The organism is Burkholderia sp. Ac-20345 (assembly GCF_017104825.1).
Taxonomy (GTDB): domain Bacteria; phylum Pseudomonadota; class Gammaproteobacteria; order Burkholderiales; family Burkholderiaceae; genus Burkholderia; species Burkholderia lata_B.
On the sequence record NZ_JAAGPO010000118.1, the window covers coordinates 1 to 17,945 of the forward strand.

Here is a 17,945-nt window from a genome sequence, read left to right on the forward strand (position 1 = left end):
CCCGTCGCGGCCCGGCCGGGCTGCGACCAACCCGCGCCGCCGGCGCGGTTCATTGACGGCAGATGATGAAAAAGACGACCCTGAAATCGGTGTTTCTGACCGGCCTGCTGGTTCTCGTCCCGCTCGCGATCACGCTGTGGGTGCTCGGCCTCATCATCGGCACGATGGACCAGACGCTGCTCCTGCTGCCCGAATCGTGGCAGCCCGAGCGGATGCTCGGCTTCCACCTGCCGGGGATCGGCGCGGTGCTGACGCTCGCGTTCATCTTCGTCGTCGGGCTGGCCACGCGGAACTTCATCGGCCAGAAGCTCGTCACGTGGTGGAACGCCGTGGTGCGTCACATCCCGGTCGTCGGGCCGATCTACACGAGCGTCAAGCAGGTGTCGGACACGCTGCTGTCGAGCAGCGGCAATGCGTTCCGCAAGGCGCTGCTGATCGAATACCCGCGTCGCGGCTCGTATACGATCGCGTTTCTGACCGGCACGCCGGGCGGCGACGTGCTCAATCATCTGACGGAAGAATACGTGAGCGTCTATATCCCGACGACGCCGAACCCGACGTCGGGCTTCTTCCTGATGCTGCCGAAGAGCGAAGTCATCGAACTCGACATGTCGGTCGATGCCGCGCTCAAGTACATCGTCTCGATGGGCGTGGTGGCGCCCCCGGCGCCGGCTCCGGCGCCTGCACGCCGCCCCGTCGAGCCGCCGCTGTAAGTAAAGAATCATCGCCCGGGCCGCGCGTTGCGGCGCCCGTTGATCAAACCGAACGAAAGCAAACATCATGTCGATGCGTACTGAATACTGCGGTCTCGTGACCGAACACCTGCTGGGCCAAACCGTGTCGCTGTGCGGCTGGGTGCAGCGCCGCCGCGATCACGGCGGTGTGATCTTCATCGACCTGCGCGATCGTGAAGGCCTCGTGCAGGTGGTGTGCGACCCGGATCGCGCGGAAATGTTCGCGACCGCCGAAGGCGTGCGCAACGAGTTCTGCGTGCAGATCAAGGGCCTCGTGCGCAACCGTCCGGAAGGCACGGTCAACGCCGGCCTGAAGAGCGGCAAGATCGAAGTGCTGTGCCACGAACTGAACGTGCTGAACGCATCGGTCACGCCGCCGTTCCAGCTCGACGACGACAACCTGTCGGAAACGACGCGCCTCACGCACCGCGTGCTCGACCTGCGCCGTCCGCAGATGCAGCACAACCTGCGCCTGCGCTACCGCGTCGCGATCGAAGCGCGCAAGTACCTCGACGAGCAGGGCTTCATCGACATCGAAACGCCGATGCTGACGAAGAGCACGCCGGAAGGCGCACGCGACTACCTCGTGCCGTCGCGCACGAACGCGGGTCAGTTCTTCGCGCTGCCGCAGTCGCCGCAGCTGTTCAAGCAGCTGCTGATGGTCGCGAACTTCGACCGTTACTACCAGATCACCAAGTGCTTCCGCGACGAAGACCTCCGTGCCGACCGTCAGCCGGAATTCACACAGATCGACTGCGAAACGTCGTTCCTCGGCGAGCAGGAAATCCGTGACCTGTTCGAAGACATGATCCGTCACATCTTCAAGACGACGATCGACGTCGAACTCGACGCAAAATTCCCGGTGATGCCGTACTCGGAAGCGATGGCGCGTTTCGGTTCGGACAAGCCGGACCTGCGCGTGCAGCTCGAATTCACCGAGCTGACCGACGCGATGAAGGACGTCGACTTCAAGGTGTTCAGCACGCCGGCCAACGCGAAGGACGGCCGTGTCGCGGCACTGCGCGTGCCGAAGGGCAGCGAGCTGTCGCGTGGCGACATCGACGGCTACACCGAATTCGTGCGCATCTACGGCGCGAAGGGTCTCGCCTGGATCAAGGTCAACGAGAAGGCGAAGGGCCGTGACGGCCTGCAGAGCCCGATCGTCAAGAACCTGCACGACGCATCGATCGCGGCGATCCTCGAGCGCACCGGCGCGGAAGACGGCGACATCATCTTCTTCGCGGCCGACCGCGCGAAGGTCGTCAACGACAGCCTCGGCGCACTGCGCCTGAAGATCGGCCATTCGGAATTCGGCAAGGCGAACGGCCTCGTCCATGCCGGCTGGAAGCCGCTGTGGGTCGTCGACTTCCCGATGTTCGAATACGACGACGAAGACGCGCGCTACGTCGCGGCGCACCACCCGTTCACGAGCCCGAAGGACGAGCACCTCGAGTACCTCGAGACGGATCCGGGCCGTTGCCTCGCGAAGGCCTACGACATGGTGCTGAACGGCTGGGAAATCGGTGGCGGCTCGGTGCGTATCCACCGCGAGGAAGTGCAGAGCAAGGTGTTCCGTGCGCTGAAGATCGGTGCGGAAGAAGCGCAGCTGAAGTTCGGCTTCCTGCTGGACGCACTGCAGTACGGCGCGCCGCCGCACGGTGGTATCGCCTTCGGTCTCGACCGTATCGTCACGATGATGGCCGGTGCCGATTCGATCCGCGACGTGATCGCATTCCCGAAGACGCAGCGTGCGCAGGATCTGCTCACGCAAGCACCGAGCCCGGTCGACGAGCGTCAGCTGCGCGAACTGCACATCCGTCTGCGTCAGCCGGAACAGCCGAAGGCGTAACGCACTTCGTACCCGGTCGTGTGTGCGTTCATGCGCACACGACACACATGAAAAGGCGCAGCGATGCGCCTTTTTCGTTTTTTGCGGTACAGTCGCAGCACTTGCCGCCCGTTCGGAGCACTTGCCCGGCGCGCGGCCCCGTGCTGCATGAAACAAAGATGACGAAGCCGCCGAAAATCCCCGAATCCGTTCTTGTCGTGATCTACACGCCCGACCTCGATGTGCTCGTGATCAAGCGTGCCGACCAGCCCGATTTCTGGCAATCGGTGACTGGCTCGAAGGACGCGCTCGATGAGCCGCTCTCAGTCACCGCCGCACGCGAAGTGGCCGAGGAAACCGGCATCGCGACCGGCACGCCGGACGTGCCTGCCAGTGCGCTCGTCGACTGGCGCCACAAGATCGAATACGCGATCTATCCGCAATACCTGCACCGCTATGCACCGGGTGTCACGCGCAACGTCGAGCACTGGTTCGGCCTGTGCGTGCCGCATCGCGTCGACGTGACGCTGTCGCCGCGCGAGCATGTCGACCATGCGTGGCTGCCGTTCCGCGAGGCGGCCGCACGCTGCTTCTCGCCGTCGAATGCCGAGGCGATCCTGCAACTGCCCGCCCGCGTGGCACTGTCGCGCGCGCCGCACGGCTCGTCCGCATGACGGCGGAAGCCCGCAAGCGCTTCGCGCAATTGCGGCAGATGTTCCTGCAGGAACGCGGTTCCGCGTCGCGGCTCGCCTTCACGTCGGGCAACACCGTGCGGCTGTGCGAGGGCGGCGGCGCATTCTTCCGGGCATTGATCGAGCGGATCGATGCCGCCCGCGAGCAGGTGATGCTCGAAACCTACATCTTCTGCGACGACGCGGCCGGCCGGCCGGTGTCGGACGCGCTGATCCGCGCGGCACAGCGCGGCGTGCGCGTGCGCGTGATCACCGACGGCATCGGCACCGCACGCCTGCCGCTGTTCGACTCGTGGGTGGCGGCCGGCGTCGAGCACTGCATCTACAACCGCTTCCTGTTCGGCCGCTTCGGCTTCTCGCGCACGCATCGCAAGCTCGCGGTGATCGATCACGCGGTCGCGTTCTGCGGCGGCATCAACATCATCGACGACTATGCGCAGGGCGGCACGACGCTGCCGTTTCCGCGCTGGGATTTCGCGGTCGAGATGGCGGGGCCCGCGGTGTCCGACGTGCGCGCCGCGTTCGAACTGCAGTGGCACCGCATCATGTTCGGCCACAAGCCGTATGCGCAATACGCGGCCGGACTGCATGGCGGCGAAGCGTTCCCCGACATGTTCCGGCGCTGGATGCGCAGCCACCGGTGGGTCAAGGCCGGCGCGCTGCGGGTCGTGACGGAGCCGAGCGTCGCGTTCGTCGCGCGCGACAACGTCGTGAACCGCCGCGCGATCGAGAAGGCGTATCTCGCGGCGATCGGCCAGGCGCGCCAGCGGATCCTGCTTGCCAATCCGTACTTCATGCCGGGGCGCAAGCTGCGCCGTGCGCTGACGGGCGCCGCGCGACGCGGCGTCGATGTGCGGATCCTGATCGGCCGCAAGGAATTCGCGGCGCTCGACACGGCCGTGCCGTTCCTCTATCACGCGCTGCTGCGCGCCGGCGTGCGCGTGGCGGAGTACGACAGGACGATGCTGCACGGCAAGGTGGCCGTGATCGACGACAACTGGGCGACGGTCGGCTCATCGAACCTGGACGCGCTGAGCCTGATGTTGAACAATGAGGCGAATGTCGTGCTGGTGCGCTACGATGCTGTCACGAACGAACTGCGCGATGCGATCGCGGCCGCGTTCGCCGACGGCCGGGAAATCGACCCCGCCCGGTTCGCTGCGCGCCCGCGCATCGAGCGCTTGCTGAACTGGCTCGCCTATACGGCGTATCGCGTCGTGATGAAGGCGCTGACGGTCGGCGGTTACGACTGACGAAGACTAAGCGTTCGCTTCAAAAATCTGTCCGCACGTTCGTGCGGAAAAGCCGCTCCGGTCCCGCCGGAATCGCGCAAAATAGCGGCTCGGTTAGACACCGGTTTCTAATAATTTCCTTGTTTCGCGAGCGGCCGCACTCAATAATAGTACGGCCGTTCGATTTTATTCGAACCCCCGAACGGTTACAGAAATAGCTATGCGAAAAGGCGAACAGACGCGTGCCGCGATACTTGAAGCTGCTTTGGACCTCGCCAGCCGGGACGGGCTGGAGGGGCTGACGATCGGCCTGCTGGCCGAGCGCATGCAGATGAGCAAGAGCGGTGTGTTCGCGCACTTCGGATCGCGTGAAGACCTGCAGGTCGAGGTCGTCCGCGAGTATCACCATCGTTTCGAAAACGAGGTGTTCTTTCCGAGCCTGCGCGAGCCGCGAGGCTTGCCGCGCCTTCGGGCGATGCTGGCCCGCTGGACGGAGAAGCGCATCCAGGAGGTGACGACCGGATGCATCTACATCAGCGGTGCCGTCGAGTACGACGACCGGCCTGACAGCCCCGTGCGCGAGCAGTTGATCGCAAGCGTGACGGCCTGGCGTGCCGCGATGCTGCGTGCCATTTCGCAGGCGAAGGAAGAAGGCCATCTGCGTGCGGATACGGATCCGGACCTGATGCTCTTCGAGTTGTACAGCTTCACGCTCGGCCTGCATCACGACGCACGCTTCCTGCATTCGCCGGACGCCGTGCGCCTCACGTGGGCCGCGCTGGAAAAGACGATTGTTTCGTATCAGAGCGAGAGCCGTTAGCGGAGCGTGATCCGCCCGCCAGGAGCTCGAGCCGTTTTGCCCACCTTTGGAGAGAGTCATGGGACAGTACGCCGCGCCGCTGCGCGACATGCAATTCGTGTTGCACGAGCTTCTGAATGTCGAAGCCGAAGTCAAGCAAATGCCCAAGCATGCGGACCTCGACGCCGACACGATCAACCAGGTCCTCGAGGAAGCGGGCAAGTTCTGCTCCGAGGTACTGTTCCCGCTGAACCAGGTCGGCGACCGTGAAGGCTGCACGTATGAAGGCGACGGCGTCGTGAAGACCCCGACCGGCTTCAAGGAAGCCTATCAGCAATACGTCGAGGCCGGCTGGCCGGCACTCGGCTGCGATCCGGACTACGGCGGCCAGGGCCTGCCCGCGTTCGTGAACAACGCGCTCTACGAAATGCTGAACTCGGCGAACCAGGCATGGACGATGTATCCGGGCCTGTCGCACGGCGCCTACGAGTGCCTGCACGCGCACGGCGCGCCGGAACTGCAGCAGCGCTACCTGCCGAAGCTCGTGTCGGGCGAATGGACGGGCACGATGTGCCTGACCGAGCCGCACTGCGGCACCGACCTCGGCATCCTGCGCACCAAGGCCGAACCCAACGGCGACGGCTCGTACTCGATCAGCGGCACGAAGATCTTCATCTCGAGCGGCGAGCACGACATGTCGAAGAACATCATCCACCTCGTGCTCGCGCGCCTGCCGGACGCGCCGCAGGGCACCAAGGGGATCTCGCTGTTCATCGTGCCGAAGTTCATCCCCGACGCAGCGGGCGAGCCGGGCGAGCGCAACGGCATCAAGTGCGGCTCGATCGAGCACAAGATGGGCATCCACGGCAACTCGACGTGCGTGATGAACCTCGACGGCGCGAAGGGCTGGCTGGTCGGCGAGCCGAACAAGGGCTTGAACGCAATGTTCGTGATGATGAATGCCGCGCGCCTCGGCGTCGGCATGCAGGGCCTCGGCCTCACGGAAGTCGCGTACCAGAACTCGCTCACGTATGCGAAGGAGCGCCTGCAGATGCGCTCGCTGACGGGCCCGAAGGCACCGGACAAGCCGGCCGACCCGATCATCGTGCACCCGGACGTGCGCCGCATGCTGCTCACGCAGAAGGCCTACGCCGAAGGCGCGCGCGCGTTCACGTACTGGTCCGCGCTGCAGATCGACAAGGAACTGTCGCACGGTGACGAAGCGGTGCGCAAGGAAGCAGCCGATCTCGTCGCGCTGCTCACGCCGATCATCAAGGCGTTCCTGACCGACAACGCGTTCGAGTCGACCAACCATGCGATGCAGATCTACGGCGGCCACGGCTTCATCTCCGAGTGGGGCATGGAGCAATACGTGCGCGACGCGCGGATCAACATGATCTACGAAGGCACGAACTCGATCCAGTCGCTCGACCTGCTGGGCCGCAAGGTGCTCGGCGACATGGGCGCGAAGCTGAAGAAGTTCGGCAAGCTCGTCACGGAATTCGCGGAAGCCGAAGGCGTGAAGCCGGAAATGGCCGAGTTCATCAACCCGCTCGCCGACATCGGCGACAAGGTGCAGAAGCTGACGATGGAAATCGGCATGAAGGCGATGCAGAACCCGGACGAAGTCGGCGCTGCCGCCGTGCCGTACCTGCGTACCGTCGGCCACCTGGTGTTCTCGTACTTCTGGGCGCGCATGGCGCGCCTCGCACTCGACAAGGAAGCGTCGGGCGATCCGTTCTACAAGTCGAAGCTCGCGACGGCACGCTTCTACTTCGCGCGCCTGCTGCCCGAGACGGCGTCGACGATCCGCGCCGCACGCGCCGGTTCGAAGACGATGATGGAAGTCGACGAATCGCTGTTCTGACGCGATTCCGGGCGGGGTGCGATGCGCGCCGCCCGAACGCAACGGTTCCTGGTACTCACTTCGCCGTGCAGCCCACACCTCCCGCGCTGCACGACACTATCCGGAGACATCCCGTGAGCAATTTCCTGATTCGCAAGGTCGCCGTGCTGGGCGCCGGCGTGATGGGCGCGCAGATCGCCGCGCACCTCATCAACGCGCGCGTGCCGGTGCTGCTGTTCGACCTGCCGGCCAAGGAAGGCCCGAAAAACGCGATCGCGCTGAAGGCGATCGAGAACCTGAAGAAGCTGTCGCCCGCGCCGTTCGGCGTGAAGGACGACGCGAAGTACCTCGAAGCAGCGAACTACGAAGACGACATCGCGAAGCTCGCCGAGTGCGACGTCGTGATCGAAGCGATCGCCGAGCGGATGGACTGGAAGCACGACCTGTACAAGAAGGTCGCGCCGCACATCGCGCCGAACGCGATCTTCGCGACCAACACGTCGGGCCTGTCGATCACGAAGCTGTCCGAAGGTTTCTCGGACGAGCTGAAGTCGCGCTTCTGCGGCGTGCACTTCTTCAACCCGCCGCGCTACATGCACCTCGTCGAGCTGATCCCGACCGCGCATACGCGTCCGGAGATCCTCGACCAGCTCGAAACCTTCCTGACGAGCATCGTCGGCAAGGGCGTCGTGCGCGCGAAGGATACGCCGAACTTCATCGCGAACCGCGTCGGCATCTTCTCGATCCTGGCCGTGATCACCGAGGCCGCGAAGTTCGGCCTGCGTTTCGACGAAGTCGACGACCTGACGGGCAGCCGCCTCGGCCGCGCGAAGTCGGCAACGTTCCGCACCGCGGACGTGGTCGGCCTCGACACGATGGCGCACGTGATCAAGACGATGCAGGACAACCTCGCCGACGATCCGTTCTTCCCGGTCTACCAGACGCCTGCCGTGCTCGCCGAACTGGTGAAGCAGGGTGCGCTCGGCCAGAAGACGGGCGGCGGTTTCTACAAGAAGGAAGGCAAGGCGATCAAGGTGCTCGACGCGAAGACGGGCACCTACGTGGATTCGGGCGCGAAGGCGGACGAAACCGTCGGCCGCATCCTGAAGCGCCCGCCGGCAGAACGCCTGAAGCTGCTGCGTGAAACGGACCATCCGCACGCGCAGTTCCTGTGGTCGATCTTCCGTGACGTGTTCCACTACATCGGCGTGCATCTCGAATCGATCGCCGACAACGCGCGCGACGTCGACCTCGCGATCCGCTGGGGCTTCGGCTGGAACGAAGGCCCGTTCGAAGGTTGGCAGGCCGCCGGCTGGAAGCAGGTCGCCGAGTGGGTGCAGGAAGACATCGCGGCCGGCAAGGCGCTCGCGAACGTGCCGCTGCCGTCGTGGGTGCTCGAAGGCGCAGTCGCCGAGAAGGGCGGCGTGCACACGGCCGAAGGCTCGTGGGCGCCGGCAGCGCAGCGCTTCGTGCCGCGTTCGGACCTCGCGGTCTACGACAAGCAGGTATTCCGCGCGCCGCTGCTCGGCGAAGCCGGGGCCGATCCGAAGACGTACGGCAAGACGCTGTTCGAAACCGACGCGGTGCGTGCCTGGGTCGACGACCGCGCGGGTGAAGACGACGTCGTGATCGTGTCGTTCAAGTCGAAGATGAACACGATCGGACCGAGCGTGATCGACGGCCTCGTGCAGGCGATCGAACTCGCGGAGAAGGACTACAAGGGCGTGGTGATCTGGCAGCCGACGTCGCTGAAGCTCGGCACGCCGGGCGGCCCGTTCTCGGCCGGCGCGAACCTCGAAGAGGCGATGCCCGCGTTCATGATGGGCGGCGCGAAGGGTATCGAGCCGTTCGTGAAGAAGTTCCAGGAAGGCATGCTGCGCGTGAAGTACGCGAACGTGCCGGTCGTCGCAGCCGTGTCGGGCATCGCGCTCGGCGGCGGGTGCGAGCTGATGCTGCACAGCGCGAAGCGCGTCGTGCACGTCGAGAGCTACATCGGTCTCGTCGAAGTGGGCGTCGGCCTCGTGCCGGCGGGCGGCGGCCTGAAGGAAGCAGCGCTGCGCGCAGCGGACGCCGCGACGGCCGCGAACGCGACCACCGACATCCTGAAGTTCGTCACGAAGTCGTTCGAGAACGCGGCGATGGCGAAGGTCTCGGCGTCCGCGCACGATGCCCGTGCGATGGGTTACGTGAAGCCGTCCGACACGATCATCTTCAACGTGTTCGAACTGCTCGACACTGCGAAGAAGGAAGCGCGTGCGCTGGCCGCCACCGGCTACCGCGCACCGCTGCGCGCGAAGGACGTGCCGGTCGCAGGCCGTTCGGCGATCGCGACGATCAAGGCATCGCTCGTCAACATGCGTGACGGCCGCTTCATCAGCGACCACGACTACCTGATCGCGAGCCGTATCGCCGAAGCCGTGTGCGGCGGCGACGTCGAAGCCGGCAGCCTCGTCGACGAGCAGTGGCTGCTCGCGCTGGAGCGCCGTGCGTTCGTCGAGCTGCTCGGCACGCAGAAGACGCAGGAACGGATCATGGGCATGTTGCAGACCGGCAAGCCGGTGCGTAACTGAGCGAGCGGATAAGGCAAGGAGTCTCAAATGAGCAAACAATTGCAAGACGCATACATCGTCGCCGCCAGCCGCACGCCGATCGGCAAGGCCCCGCGCGGTGTCTTCAAGAACACGCGCCCGGACGAGCTGCTGGTCCACGCGATCAAGTCGGCGGTTGCGCAGGTGCCCGGCTTCGACACGAAGCTGATCGAAGACGCGATCATCGGCTGTGCGATTCCGGAAGCTGAGCAGGGCCTGAACGTCGCGCGGATGGGCGCGCTGCTCGCGGGCCTGCCGCAGACGGTCGGCGGCGTGACGGTCAACCGTTTCTGCGCGTCGGGCATCACGGCGCTGGCAATGGCGGCCGACCGCATCCGCGTCGGCGAATCGGACGCGATATTCGCGGGCGGCTGCGAATCGATGAGCATGGTGCCGATGATGGGCAACAAGCCGTCGATGTCGCCGCACATTTTCGATCGCAATGAAGACTTCGGCATCGCGTACGGGATGGGCCTGACGGCCGAGCGCGTCGCCGAGCAGTGGAAGGTGAGCCGCGAAGACCAGGACGCGTTCTCGGTCGAGTCGCACCGCAAGGCGCTCGCCGCACAGCAGGCCGGCGAGTTCAACGACGAGATCGCCGCGTACACGCTCACCGAGCGTTTCCCGAACCTCGCGACGGGTGAAGTCGACGTGAAGACGCGCGAGATCGCGCTCGACGAAGGTCCGCGTGCGGATACGTCGATCGAGGGCCTCGCGAAGCTGCGCACGGTGTTCGCGAACAAGGGCTCGGTCACGGCCGGCAACAGCTCGCAGACGTCGGACGGCGCGGGCGCGCTGCTCGTCGTGTCGGAGAAGGTGCTCAAGGAATTCAACCTGACGCCGCTCGCGCGCTTCGTGAGCTTCGCGGTGCGTGGCGTGCCGCCGGAAATCATGGGCATCGGTCCGAAGGAAGCGATTCCGGCCGCGCTGAAGGCCGCCGGCCTGAAGCAGGACGATCTCGACTGGATCGAGCTGAACGAAGCGTTCGCCGCGCAATCGCTGGCGGTGATGCGCGATCTCGGCCTCGACCCGTCGAAGGTCAACCCGATGGGCGGCGCGATCGCACTGGGCCACCCGCTCGGCGCGACCGGCGCGATCCGCGCGGCGACCGTCGTGCACGGCCTGCGCCGCCGCAACCTGAAGTACGGGATGGTCACGATGTGCGTCGGCACCGGCATGGGCGCCGCGGGCATCATCGAACGCCTGTAAGCGGAGCGCGACAAGAGCGACGACGGTGCGCGGGCCACGAGCTCGCGCACCGTTTTTTCATTCCGATAGAGGAAAGTCAAAGGAGACGGTTGTGGCCGAAATTCAAGTGGAACGCGCCGATGGCGTGATGACGATCACGATCGCGCGCCCGGCGAAGAAGAACGCGCTGACGGCGGCGATGTACCAGACGATGGCCGACGCGCTCGCCGAAGCCCAGGAAGACAAGGCGATTCGCGTGATCCTGCTGCGCGGTGGCGACGGCAACTTCACCTCGGGGAACGATCTCGAGGATTTCCTGAAGTCGCCGCCGAAGGACGACACCGCGCCGGTGTTCCAGTTTCTTGCGCGGATCAGCAGCGCGAGCAAGCCGATCGTGGCCGCGGTGCCGGGCCTGGCGATCGGCGTCGGCGTGACGATGCTGCTGCATTGCGATCTCGTGTACGCGGCCGACACCGCGACGTTCTCGCTGCCGTTCACGCAGCTCGGGCTGTGCCCGGAAGCCGCGTCGAGCGTGCTGCTGCCGCGTCTGGCCGGCCATCAGGTCGCGGCCGAGAAGCTGCTGCTCGGCGAGGCATTCGACGCACTGGAAGCGCACCGGATCGGCATCGTCAACCGCGTGCTGCCGGCGGCCGAGCTCGACGCGTTCGCGGCGAAGCAGGCGGCGAAGCTTGCGGCGCTGCCGGCGGCATCGCTGCGTGTGACGAAGGCGCTGCTGAAGGATACGGGCGGCGTGGCGACGCAGGCGCGGATGGCCGAGGAAGCGGGCCACTTCGCCGCGATGCTGCGCGCACCGGAGGCGCGCGAGGCGATGACGGCATTCTTCGAGAAGCGCAAGCCGGATTTCCGTCAGTTCGACTGACGGAGCAGGCCGCGCCGGCGATCGACCGCCGGCGCGCGCCCGCGATCGCGATCAGGCGGTGCCGTAATCGACGTGGCCGGTTTCGCGGCAGAAGCTGACGAGCCGCAAGCCGGCCGCTTTTGCGATCTCGATCGCGAGCGACGACGGCGCGGAGATCGTTGCCACCAGCGGGATGCCGACCCGTGCCGCCTTGCGCACGAGCTCGTAGCTCGCGCGGCTCGACAGGAACACGAAGCCGTCGGTCGCGTCGGCGCGCGACAGCACGAGCGAGCCGATCAGCTTGTCGAGCGCGTTGTGGCGGCCGACGTCCTCGAACGCCATCCGGATCGCACCTGTTGCGTCGCACCATGCGGCCGCATGCAGGCCGCCCGTGAGCCGCGTGAGCGCCTGGTGGGCCGGCAGCGCTTGCGCCGCGCGCGTCAGCGCGTCGGGGGCGAGGCGCGCGAGAAAGCCCGTATCGGGCACGCGTTCGGGCGCGAGGTCGAGCAGGTCGATGCTTTCGATCCCGCAGACGCCGCAGCCGGTGCGCCCGGCGAGCGCGCGGCGCCGGTTCTTCAGCGCGGCGAATGCCTGCTGGACGACCTCCAGGTGGACTTCCGCATGCGGCAGCGGTGCGTCGGCGTGCAGGATCACCTCGATGTCCTTGATGTCGCTGCCGCGCGCGACGATCCCTTCCGAGATCGCGAACCCGACCGCGAACGCTTCGAGGTCGCACGGCGTACACATCATCACCGCGTGCGAGATGCCGTTGAAGACGAGCGCGACGGGCCATTCCTGGCCCACGTAGTCGTGCGCGGTTTCTACGGCGCCGCTGCGCGTGCGGCGCACGGACAGTTCGATCGCGCCGCGCGGTTCGTCGCGCATTTCACCGGATTCGGTCGGATTCACGAGCACTCCCGTTGATTCGGCGCGCGGGCGGCGGCAATCGTATCCGCCGCCCGCGCGCAGAGGTTCTAAAATACCTCAGGCAAGCCGGCCGCGCCGGTATCCGCCACATCAGGTAACGATCATGGGACTCAGCGACGCTCCACTGCTATTCGCCTTCGAACACGATTCGTCGGAAAACTTCACGTACATCCCGATGATCGTGCGTTTCAATCTCGACCGTTTCGGTCTGCGGATTTCGCTGGAGCAGTGGCAGTTGCTGCCGCTCGAGGATCGCAAGCTGCTCGCGCGCTTTCCGGCCGACGACGACACCGCGATCGAGCCCAACTTCGATCACGCGCTGTTCGAAATGCTCCGCACGCACGCGGATCTGGAACCATCGTGGTTCCAGCCGGACGAGCGGCCGACCTGGCGCTCCACCGACATCGTGCCGGAGTCGCTCGTGCAGCAGAGCGCACTGGCCGGGCTGATGGCGCCCGAGCTCGCGCAGTGGCAGCGGCTCGCGCCGTTCCAGCGCTACGTGCTGGTGAAGCTGTCGCGCAAGCCGAAGCTGAACCACGATTTCCTGCCCGCGATGCGGGAGTTCGGGCTGACGGCCACGCACTGACGTGACGGGCCGCAGCAGGCGGAGGGCGCCGTCGTGCGGCGCTCGCCCGTCAGAGCGGCGGCAGTTGCCGCGGCTTGCGGTCGGTGCCGGTCGCGACGTAGGTGAGCGTCGCTTCGGTGACCTTCACGACTTCCCCCATCAGGCGCATGCGCTGCGCGTACACCTCGACGTCGACCGTGATCGACGTGTTGCCGGTGCGCGTGATGGTCGCGTAGAAGCTCAGCAGATCGCCGACGAACACCGGCTGCTTGAATATGAATGAGTTGACCGCGACCGTCGCGACGCGGCCGTTCGCGCGCTGGCTCGCGGGGATCGAGCCGGCGATGTCGACCTGCGACATGATCCAGCCGCCGAACACGTCGCCGTGGACGTTCGCGTCGTGCGGTTGCGGGACGACGCGCAGCGCGGGCTGCTTTTGCGGGAGTTCGAGGGTCGAATCGGTCATGGCGGGGGCTTTCATCCTGTAATAAATGCACCGCCGCGCGCAGCCCGGCCGGCGAGGGCGCCGGCAGCGGCGCGAAGCGGCTTCTGCGACAATACAACGTTCGCAAATTGTACGAGAAAGTGAGCGAGCCGGCCGCCGATACACGCGTCCGGCACCGCCGCCGATCCTTCCCCCATGCGCCGATTTCCTGCTTCCGGCGAGCCCGCGCCGGCTTCGACCGGGCCCCGCAACGACTGGCAGACCATCCGGTCGTTGCTGCCGTACCTGACCACCTACAAATGGCGCGTCGCGCTCGCGCTCGGCTGCCTGATCGGCGCGAAAGTCGCGAACCTCGGCGTGCCGGTCGTGATGAAGCGCATCGTCGACCACCTGTCCTACGTCCAGCAGATCACCGCGCTCGGCCGCGCCGAGCAGTCGGCCGGCATCGTGCTCGCGGGCGGCGTGGGGCTGCTGGTCGTCGCGTATGCGTTCGTGCGGCTGTCCACTTCACTGTTCACCGAGCTGCGCGAGATCCTGTTCTCGAAGGTCACGGAGAGCGCGGTGCGCCAGCTCGCGCTGCAGGTGTTCCGGCACCTGCACGGGCTGTCGCTGCGGTTTCACCTGGAGCGCCAGACGGGCGGCATGTCGCGCGATATCGAGCGCGGCACGCGCGGCATCCAGCAGCTGATTTCGTATTCGCTGTACAGCATCCTGCCGACGCTCGTCGAGGTCGGGCTCGTGCTCGGCTTCTTCGTGGTCAAGTACGAGGCCTATTACGCGTACGTGACGTTCGCGGCGCTGGTCACGTACATCGTGTTCACGGTGAAGGTCACCAACTGGCGCACGCATTTCCGCCGCACGATGAACGAACTCGATTCGCGCGCGAACTCGCGGGCGATCGATTCGCTGATCAACTACGAGACGGTCAAGTATTTCGGCAACGAGGAGTGGGAAGCGCAGCGCTACGACGAGAACCTGAAGCGCTACCGGAAGGCCGCGATCCGTTCGCAGAATTCGCTGTCGGTGCTGAACTTCGGCCAGCAGGCGATCATCGGCACGGGGCTCGTGTTCATCCTGTGGCGCGCAACGCAGGGCGTGCTTGCCGGCAAGCTGACGCTCGGCGATCTGGTGCTGATCAACACGTTCATGCTGCAGCTGTACATTCCGCTGAACTTTCTCGGCGTCGTCTATCGCGAGCTGAAGCAGAGCCTCACCGACATGGACCGGATGTTCGGGCTGCTGTCGGCTGCGAAGGAAGTGGCCGACCTGCCCGATGCGCGGCCGCTCGCGGTCGCCGGCGCGCAGGTGCGCTTCGAGCACGTGAATTTCGCGTACGAGCCGGAGCGGCCGATCCTGCACGACGTGTCGTTCACGATCGACGCGGGCACGACGACCGCGGTGGTCGGCCACAGCGGCTCCGGGAAATCGACGCTGTCGCGGCTGCTGTTCCGCTTCTACGACCTCGACCGGCAGGCGGGTGGCGCAATCCGGATCGACGGCCAGGACATCCGCGACGTCAAGCAGGACTCGCTGCGCGCGTCGATCGGGATCGTGCCGCAGGACACCGTGCTGTTCAACGACTCGATCTACTACAACATCGCGTACGGCCGGCCGGCCGCGACACGCGACGAGGTGATCGCGGCCGCGCGCGCCGCGCACATCCACGATTTCATCGAAAGCTTGCCGAAGGGGTATGACACGCCGGTCGGCGAGCGCGGACTGAAGCTGTCGGGCGGCGAGAAGCAGCGCGTCGCGATCGCGCGCACGCTGTTGAAGGATCCGCCGGTGCTGCTGTTCGACGAGGCGACGTCGGCGCTCGATTCGCGCTCGGAGCGAGCGATCCAGCACGAGCTCGACCAGATCGCGCGGCATCGCACGACGCTCGTGATCGCCCACCGGCTGTCGACGGTCGTGCATGCGCAGCAGATCCTCGTGATGGACCACGGGCGGATCGTCGAGCGCGGCACGCACGATGAACTGGTGCGCGCCGGCGGGTTGTATGCGCAGATGTGGGCGCTGCAGCAGCAGCGCGCGGCGGCGGGCGGAGAAGAGGCCGAGGCCGCGTGAGCGGCGGGGCTGCGCGCGGGGGCGCGCAGCGGGAAGGGGCGTGCCTGATGGGCGGGAGCCGGGCCGGCAGGATGGTCCGGCAGGCGTGGGGCCTGTTGACAGTCAAGCCAACCCGGCCGGTTCGCCGGTCAGCCAACTAGCCAACCATTCGGCTAACCGGCCAGGTGATCAATCAGCCCGACGGCCTGTCAGCCGGTCACTCCGCGGCGCGCAGCCGCGTATCCAGCTCGCCCAGCTGCGCGGGCGTGCCGACGTTCTCCCAGATTCCTTCATACAGTTCGCCGCTCGCGTGGCCGGCTTCGATTGCCGCGCGATAGTACGGCGTCAGCGCGCGCCGCGTCCCCGGCGCGAGATCGCGGAACATCCGCGTGTCGTACAGGCCGATGTTGCCGAACGTGAAGCGTGCGGCGCCGTCGAGCGCAAGGCGGCCGTCGCTGCCGAGCGCGAAGTCGCCAGCCGGGTGGAACGGCGGATTAGGCACCATCACGAGGTGCATCGCAGGTGCTTCGAGCGCGGCCATCCGGGCGGCGCGCGCCGCGAGCGTCCGGTAGTCGTACGCGCAGTACACGTCGCCGCTGACGGCCGCGAACACGGCCGGCTGCCCGTCGCGCTCGAGCAGCGGCAGCGCCTGCGCGATGCCGCCCGCCGTTTCCAGCGCTTTGCCCTCGGCCGAATACGCGAGCCGCACGCCCCAGCGCGAACCGTCGCCGAGCGCGGCCTCGATCTGTTCGCCGAGCCACGCGTGGTTGATCACGATCGTCTCGATGCCCGCGCGCGCAAGCGCCTCGATCTGCCACACGATCAGCGGCTTGCCACCCGCTTCGAGCAGCGGCTTCGGGCGGGTGTCGGTGAGCGGGCGCATCCGTTCGCCGCGCCCGGCGGCGAAGATCATCGCCGTGGTCAGGGTGTTGCTCATGTTCGGCCGGGTGTCAGGAGAGTCGGAACGATCAGAACGTGTAGCCCACGTCGGCCGGCGCGTTGCCCTCGAGTTCGTCGAGCAGCTTCGCGAACGGCACGAGCGGGCGGTAGCGCAGCGCGACCTTGCGCGCATAAGAGATGAAGCGCGGCAGGTCGTTCAGGTAATGCGGCTTGCCGTCGCGGTAATTGATGCGCGCGAACAGGCCGAGCACCTTGATGTGGCGCTGCAGCCCCATCCATTCGAGCTGGCGGTAGAACTCGCCGAAATCGGGGTCGACCGGCAGGCCGGCCTTTTTCGCCTTTTCCCAGTAGTACGCGAAGCAGTCGAGCTCGAACTCCTCGTCCCAGCTGATGAAGGCGTCGCGCAGCAGCGACACGACGTCGTACGTCAGCGGCCCGTAGACGGCGTCCTGGAAATCGAGGATGCCCGGGTTTGGCTCACAGACCATCAGGTTGCGCGGCATGAAATCGCGCAGCATGAAACCCTGCGGCTGCGCGTGCGCGCTGGCGACCAGCAGCGCGAAGGTGCGGTCGAGCGTGCCGCGCATCGCGTCGGTGACGGGCTTGCCGAGGTGGCGGCCGACGAACCATTCGGGCATCAGCTCCATCTCGCGGCGCAGGAATGCCTCGTCGAACGGCGGCAGCACGTCGGGCTTCGACGTGAGCTGGAAGCCGATCAGCGCGTCGAGCGCAGCGTGCATCAGCGGCTTTGCGGCGGCCGGGTTCGCCGGATCGAGCACCGAGATGTACGACGTGCGGCCGAGATCGGTCACGAGCATGAAGCCCGCGTCGAAATCGTGGGCCAGCACGTCCGGCACGTGGTCGCCGGCCGCGGCGAGCAGCTGCGCGACCTGGACGAATTCACGGCACTTCTCGGGCGGCGGCGCGTCGACGGCGATCAGCGTGCCGCCGGCGCTCGTGGCCGATGCGACACGGAAATAGCGGCGGAAACTGGCGTCCGACGATGCGGGCGCGAGGGTCGACAGATCGAGCGCATAGCGCTCGGCGAGCGGGTGCAGCCACGCGGTGAGCGCTTCGAGGCGGGCGTCGGGCTGGGATGCGGCGGATGGGGGCGTCATGAAACTCGGAGGAGGGGGGAACGTCTTGCCATATAATACCCCACGACTTTTTTGACGCGCCCCGCGTCAGCTTTCCGCCGTGCAGGCCCGCCGCCTGTCGCGCCGTCACCCGATCGCCTCCCCGGTTTGCGCTCAGCCGCAGTCGCGGTGCGACGGTGCGGCCCGCCGCGCGCGAATG

The 17,945-nt window shown here is 66.5% G+C and carries 15 protein-coding genes; 11 read left to right on the forward strand and 4 right to left on the reverse strand.

Annotated features, from left to right (window positions below; translation table 11 throughout):
• Positions 1-62: 62 nt before the first annotated feature.
• The 9 genes from G3O06_RS31460 to G3O06_RS31500 all read left to right on the forward strand — a co-directional run bounded on the left by G3O06_RS31460 (position 63) and on the right by G3O06_RS31500 (position 11,787).
• Entirely contained in the window at positions 63-713 is a 651-nt protein-coding gene (locus tag G3O06_RS31460) for a DUF502 domain-containing protein (protein WP_011353157.1), read from the forward strand.
• 67 nt (positions 714-780) lie between these two features.
• Positions 781-2,583, forward strand: a complete 1,803-nt coding sequence (gene aspS, locus G3O06_RS31465; RefSeq protein ID WP_122946242.1) for an aspartate--tRNA ligase — start codon at positions 781-783, stop codon at positions 2,581-2,583.
• A 158-nt stretch (positions 2,584-2,741) separates the two neighbouring features.
• Complete coding sequence (nudB, locus tag G3O06_RS31470) at positions 2,742-3,236, forward strand: dihydroneopterin triphosphate diphosphatase (protein WP_174973291.1); 495 nt, start codon at positions 2,742-2,744, stop codon at positions 3,234-3,236.
• The gene (gene clsB / locus G3O06_RS31475) at positions 3,233-4,507 is read left to right on the forward strand and encodes a cardiolipin synthase ClsB (RefSeq protein ID WP_174915400.1); all 1,275 of its coding nucleotides are present in this window, start codon (positions 3,233-3,235) and stop codon (positions 4,505-4,507) included. The genes nudB and clsB overlap by 4 nt, the downstream gene beginning before the upstream one ends.
• Positions 4,508-4,706: 199 nt before the next feature.
• The gene (locus G3O06_RS31480; RefSeq protein ID WP_006751498.1) at positions 4,707-5,306 is read left to right on the forward strand and encodes a TetR/AcrR family transcriptional regulator; all 600 of its coding nucleotides are present in this window, start codon (positions 4,707-4,709) and stop codon (positions 5,304-5,306) included.
• A gap of 58 nt (positions 5,307-5,364) precedes the next feature.
• Entirely contained in the window at positions 5,365-7,152 is a 1,788-nt protein-coding gene (locus tag G3O06_RS31485) for an acyl-CoA dehydrogenase C-terminal domain-containing protein (protein ID WP_174997327.1), read from the forward strand.
• A 113-nt stretch (positions 7,153-7,265) separates the two neighbouring features.
• On the forward strand, positions 7,266-9,701 hold the full coding sequence (locus tag G3O06_RS31490) for a 3-hydroxyacyl-CoA dehydrogenase/enoyl-CoA hydratase family protein (protein ID WP_174915398.1): 2,436 nt from the start codon (positions 7,266-7,268) through the stop codon (positions 9,699-9,701).
• A gap of 27 nt (positions 9,702-9,728) precedes the next feature.
• A complete protein-coding gene (locus G3O06_RS31495) occupies positions 9,729-10,928 on the forward strand; it encodes an acetyl-CoA C-acyltransferase (RefSeq protein ID WP_085042369.1) in 1,200 nt (399 codons plus the stop codon).
• Positions 10,929-11,019: 91 nt separating this feature from the next.
• On the forward strand, positions 11,020-11,787 hold the full coding sequence (locus G3O06_RS31500; protein ID WP_174973297.1) for an enoyl-CoA hydratase: 768 nt from the start codon (positions 11,020-11,022) through the stop codon (positions 11,785-11,787).
• 51 nt (positions 11,788-11,838) lie between these two features.
• Here the strand turns inward: G3O06_RS31500 and fdhD are convergent, their stop codons facing one another.
• Entirely contained in the window at positions 11,839-12,675 is an 837-nt protein-coding gene (gene fdhD, locus G3O06_RS31505; protein WP_205818530.1) for a formate dehydrogenase accessory sulfurtransferase FdhD, read from the reverse strand.
• Positions 12,676-12,796: 121 nt separating this feature from the next.
• On the opposite strand from fdhD, the gene G3O06_RS31510 reads away from it, so the two are divergent.
• Positions 12,797-13,279, forward strand: coding sequence for a nitrate reductase associated protein (locus G3O06_RS31510; protein WP_174915395.1), 483 nt, complete (start codon positions 12,797-12,799; stop codon positions 13,277-13,279).
• 49 nt (positions 13,280-13,328) lie between these two features.
• On the opposite strand, the gene G3O06_RS31515 is transcribed toward G3O06_RS31510, so the two are convergent.
• Positions 13,329-13,724, reverse strand: a complete 396-nt coding sequence (locus G3O06_RS31515) for an acyl-CoA thioesterase (protein WP_174915394.1) — start codon at positions 13,722-13,724, stop codon at positions 13,329-13,331.
• Between the two features lie 174 nt (positions 13,725-13,898).
• Between G3O06_RS31515 and G3O06_RS31520 the strand changes: the two genes are divergently transcribed.
• Positions 13,899-15,770, forward strand: coding sequence for an ABC transporter ATP-binding protein/permease (locus tag G3O06_RS31520; protein ID WP_174973303.1), 1,872 nt, complete (start codon positions 13,899-13,901; stop codon positions 15,768-15,770).
• 196 nt (positions 15,771-15,966) lie between these two features.
• On the opposite strand, the gene murU is transcribed toward G3O06_RS31520, so the two are convergent.
• On the reverse strand, positions 15,967-16,686 hold the full coding sequence (gene murU, locus G3O06_RS31525; protein WP_205818531.1) for an N-acetylmuramate alpha-1-phosphate uridylyltransferase MurU: 720 nt from the start codon (positions 16,684-16,686) through the stop codon (positions 15,967-15,969).
• Positions 16,687-16,717: 31 nt separating this feature from the next.
• Entirely contained in the window at positions 16,718-17,767 is a 1,050-nt protein-coding gene (locus G3O06_RS31530; RefSeq protein ID WP_205818534.1) for a phosphotransferase, read from the reverse strand.
• Positions 17,768-17,945 lie beyond the last annotated feature (178 nt).

Excerpts from the sequence above, each read along its gene's own strand:
- G3O06_RS31515 (WP_174915394.1), bottom strand. The coding sequence starts at position 13,724 with ATGACCGATTCGACCCTCGAACTCCCGCAAAAGCAGCCCGCGCTGCGC.
- G3O06_RS31510 (WP_174915395.1), top strand. The coding sequence starts at position 12,797 with ATGGGACTCAGCGACGCTCCACTGCTATTCGCCTTCGAACACGATTCG.
- G3O06_RS31485 (WP_174997327.1), top strand. The coding sequence starts at position 5,365 with ATGGGACAGTACGCCGCGCCGCTGCGCGACATGCAATTCGTGTTGCAC.
- G3O06_RS31480 (WP_006751498.1), top strand. The coding sequence starts at position 4,707 with ATGCGAAAAGGCGAACAGACGCGTGCCGCGATACTTGAAGCTGCTTTG.
- G3O06_RS31495 (WP_085042369.1), top strand. The coding sequence starts at position 9,729 with ATGAGCAAACAATTGCAAGACGCATACATCGTCGCCGCCAGCCGCACG.
- G3O06_RS31460 (WP_011353157.1), top strand. The coding sequence starts at position 63 with ATGATGAAAAAGACGACCCTGAAATCGGTGTTTCTGACCGGCCTGCTG.
- aspS (WP_122946242.1), top strand. The coding sequence starts at position 781 with ATGTCGATGCGTACTGAATACTGCGGTCTCGTGACCGAACACCTGCTG.
- nudB (WP_174973291.1), top strand. The coding sequence starts at position 2,742 with ATGACGAAGCCGCCGAAAATCCCCGAATCCGTTCTTGTCGTGATCTAC.
- G3O06_RS31530 (WP_205818534.1), bottom strand. The coding sequence starts at position 17,767 with ATGACGCCCCCATCCGCCGCATCCCAGCCCGACGCCCGCCTCGAAGCG.
- murU (WP_205818531.1), bottom strand. The coding sequence starts at position 16,686 with ATGAGCAACACCCTGACCACGGCGATGATCTTCGCCGCCGGGCGCGGC.
- clsB (WP_174915400.1), top strand. The coding sequence starts at position 3,233 with ATGACGGCGGAAGCCCGCAAGCGCTTCGCGCAATTGCGGCAGATGTTC.
- G3O06_RS31520 (WP_174973303.1), top strand. The coding sequence starts at position 13,899 with ATGCGCCGATTTCCTGCTTCCGGCGAGCCCGCGCCGGCTTCGACCGGG.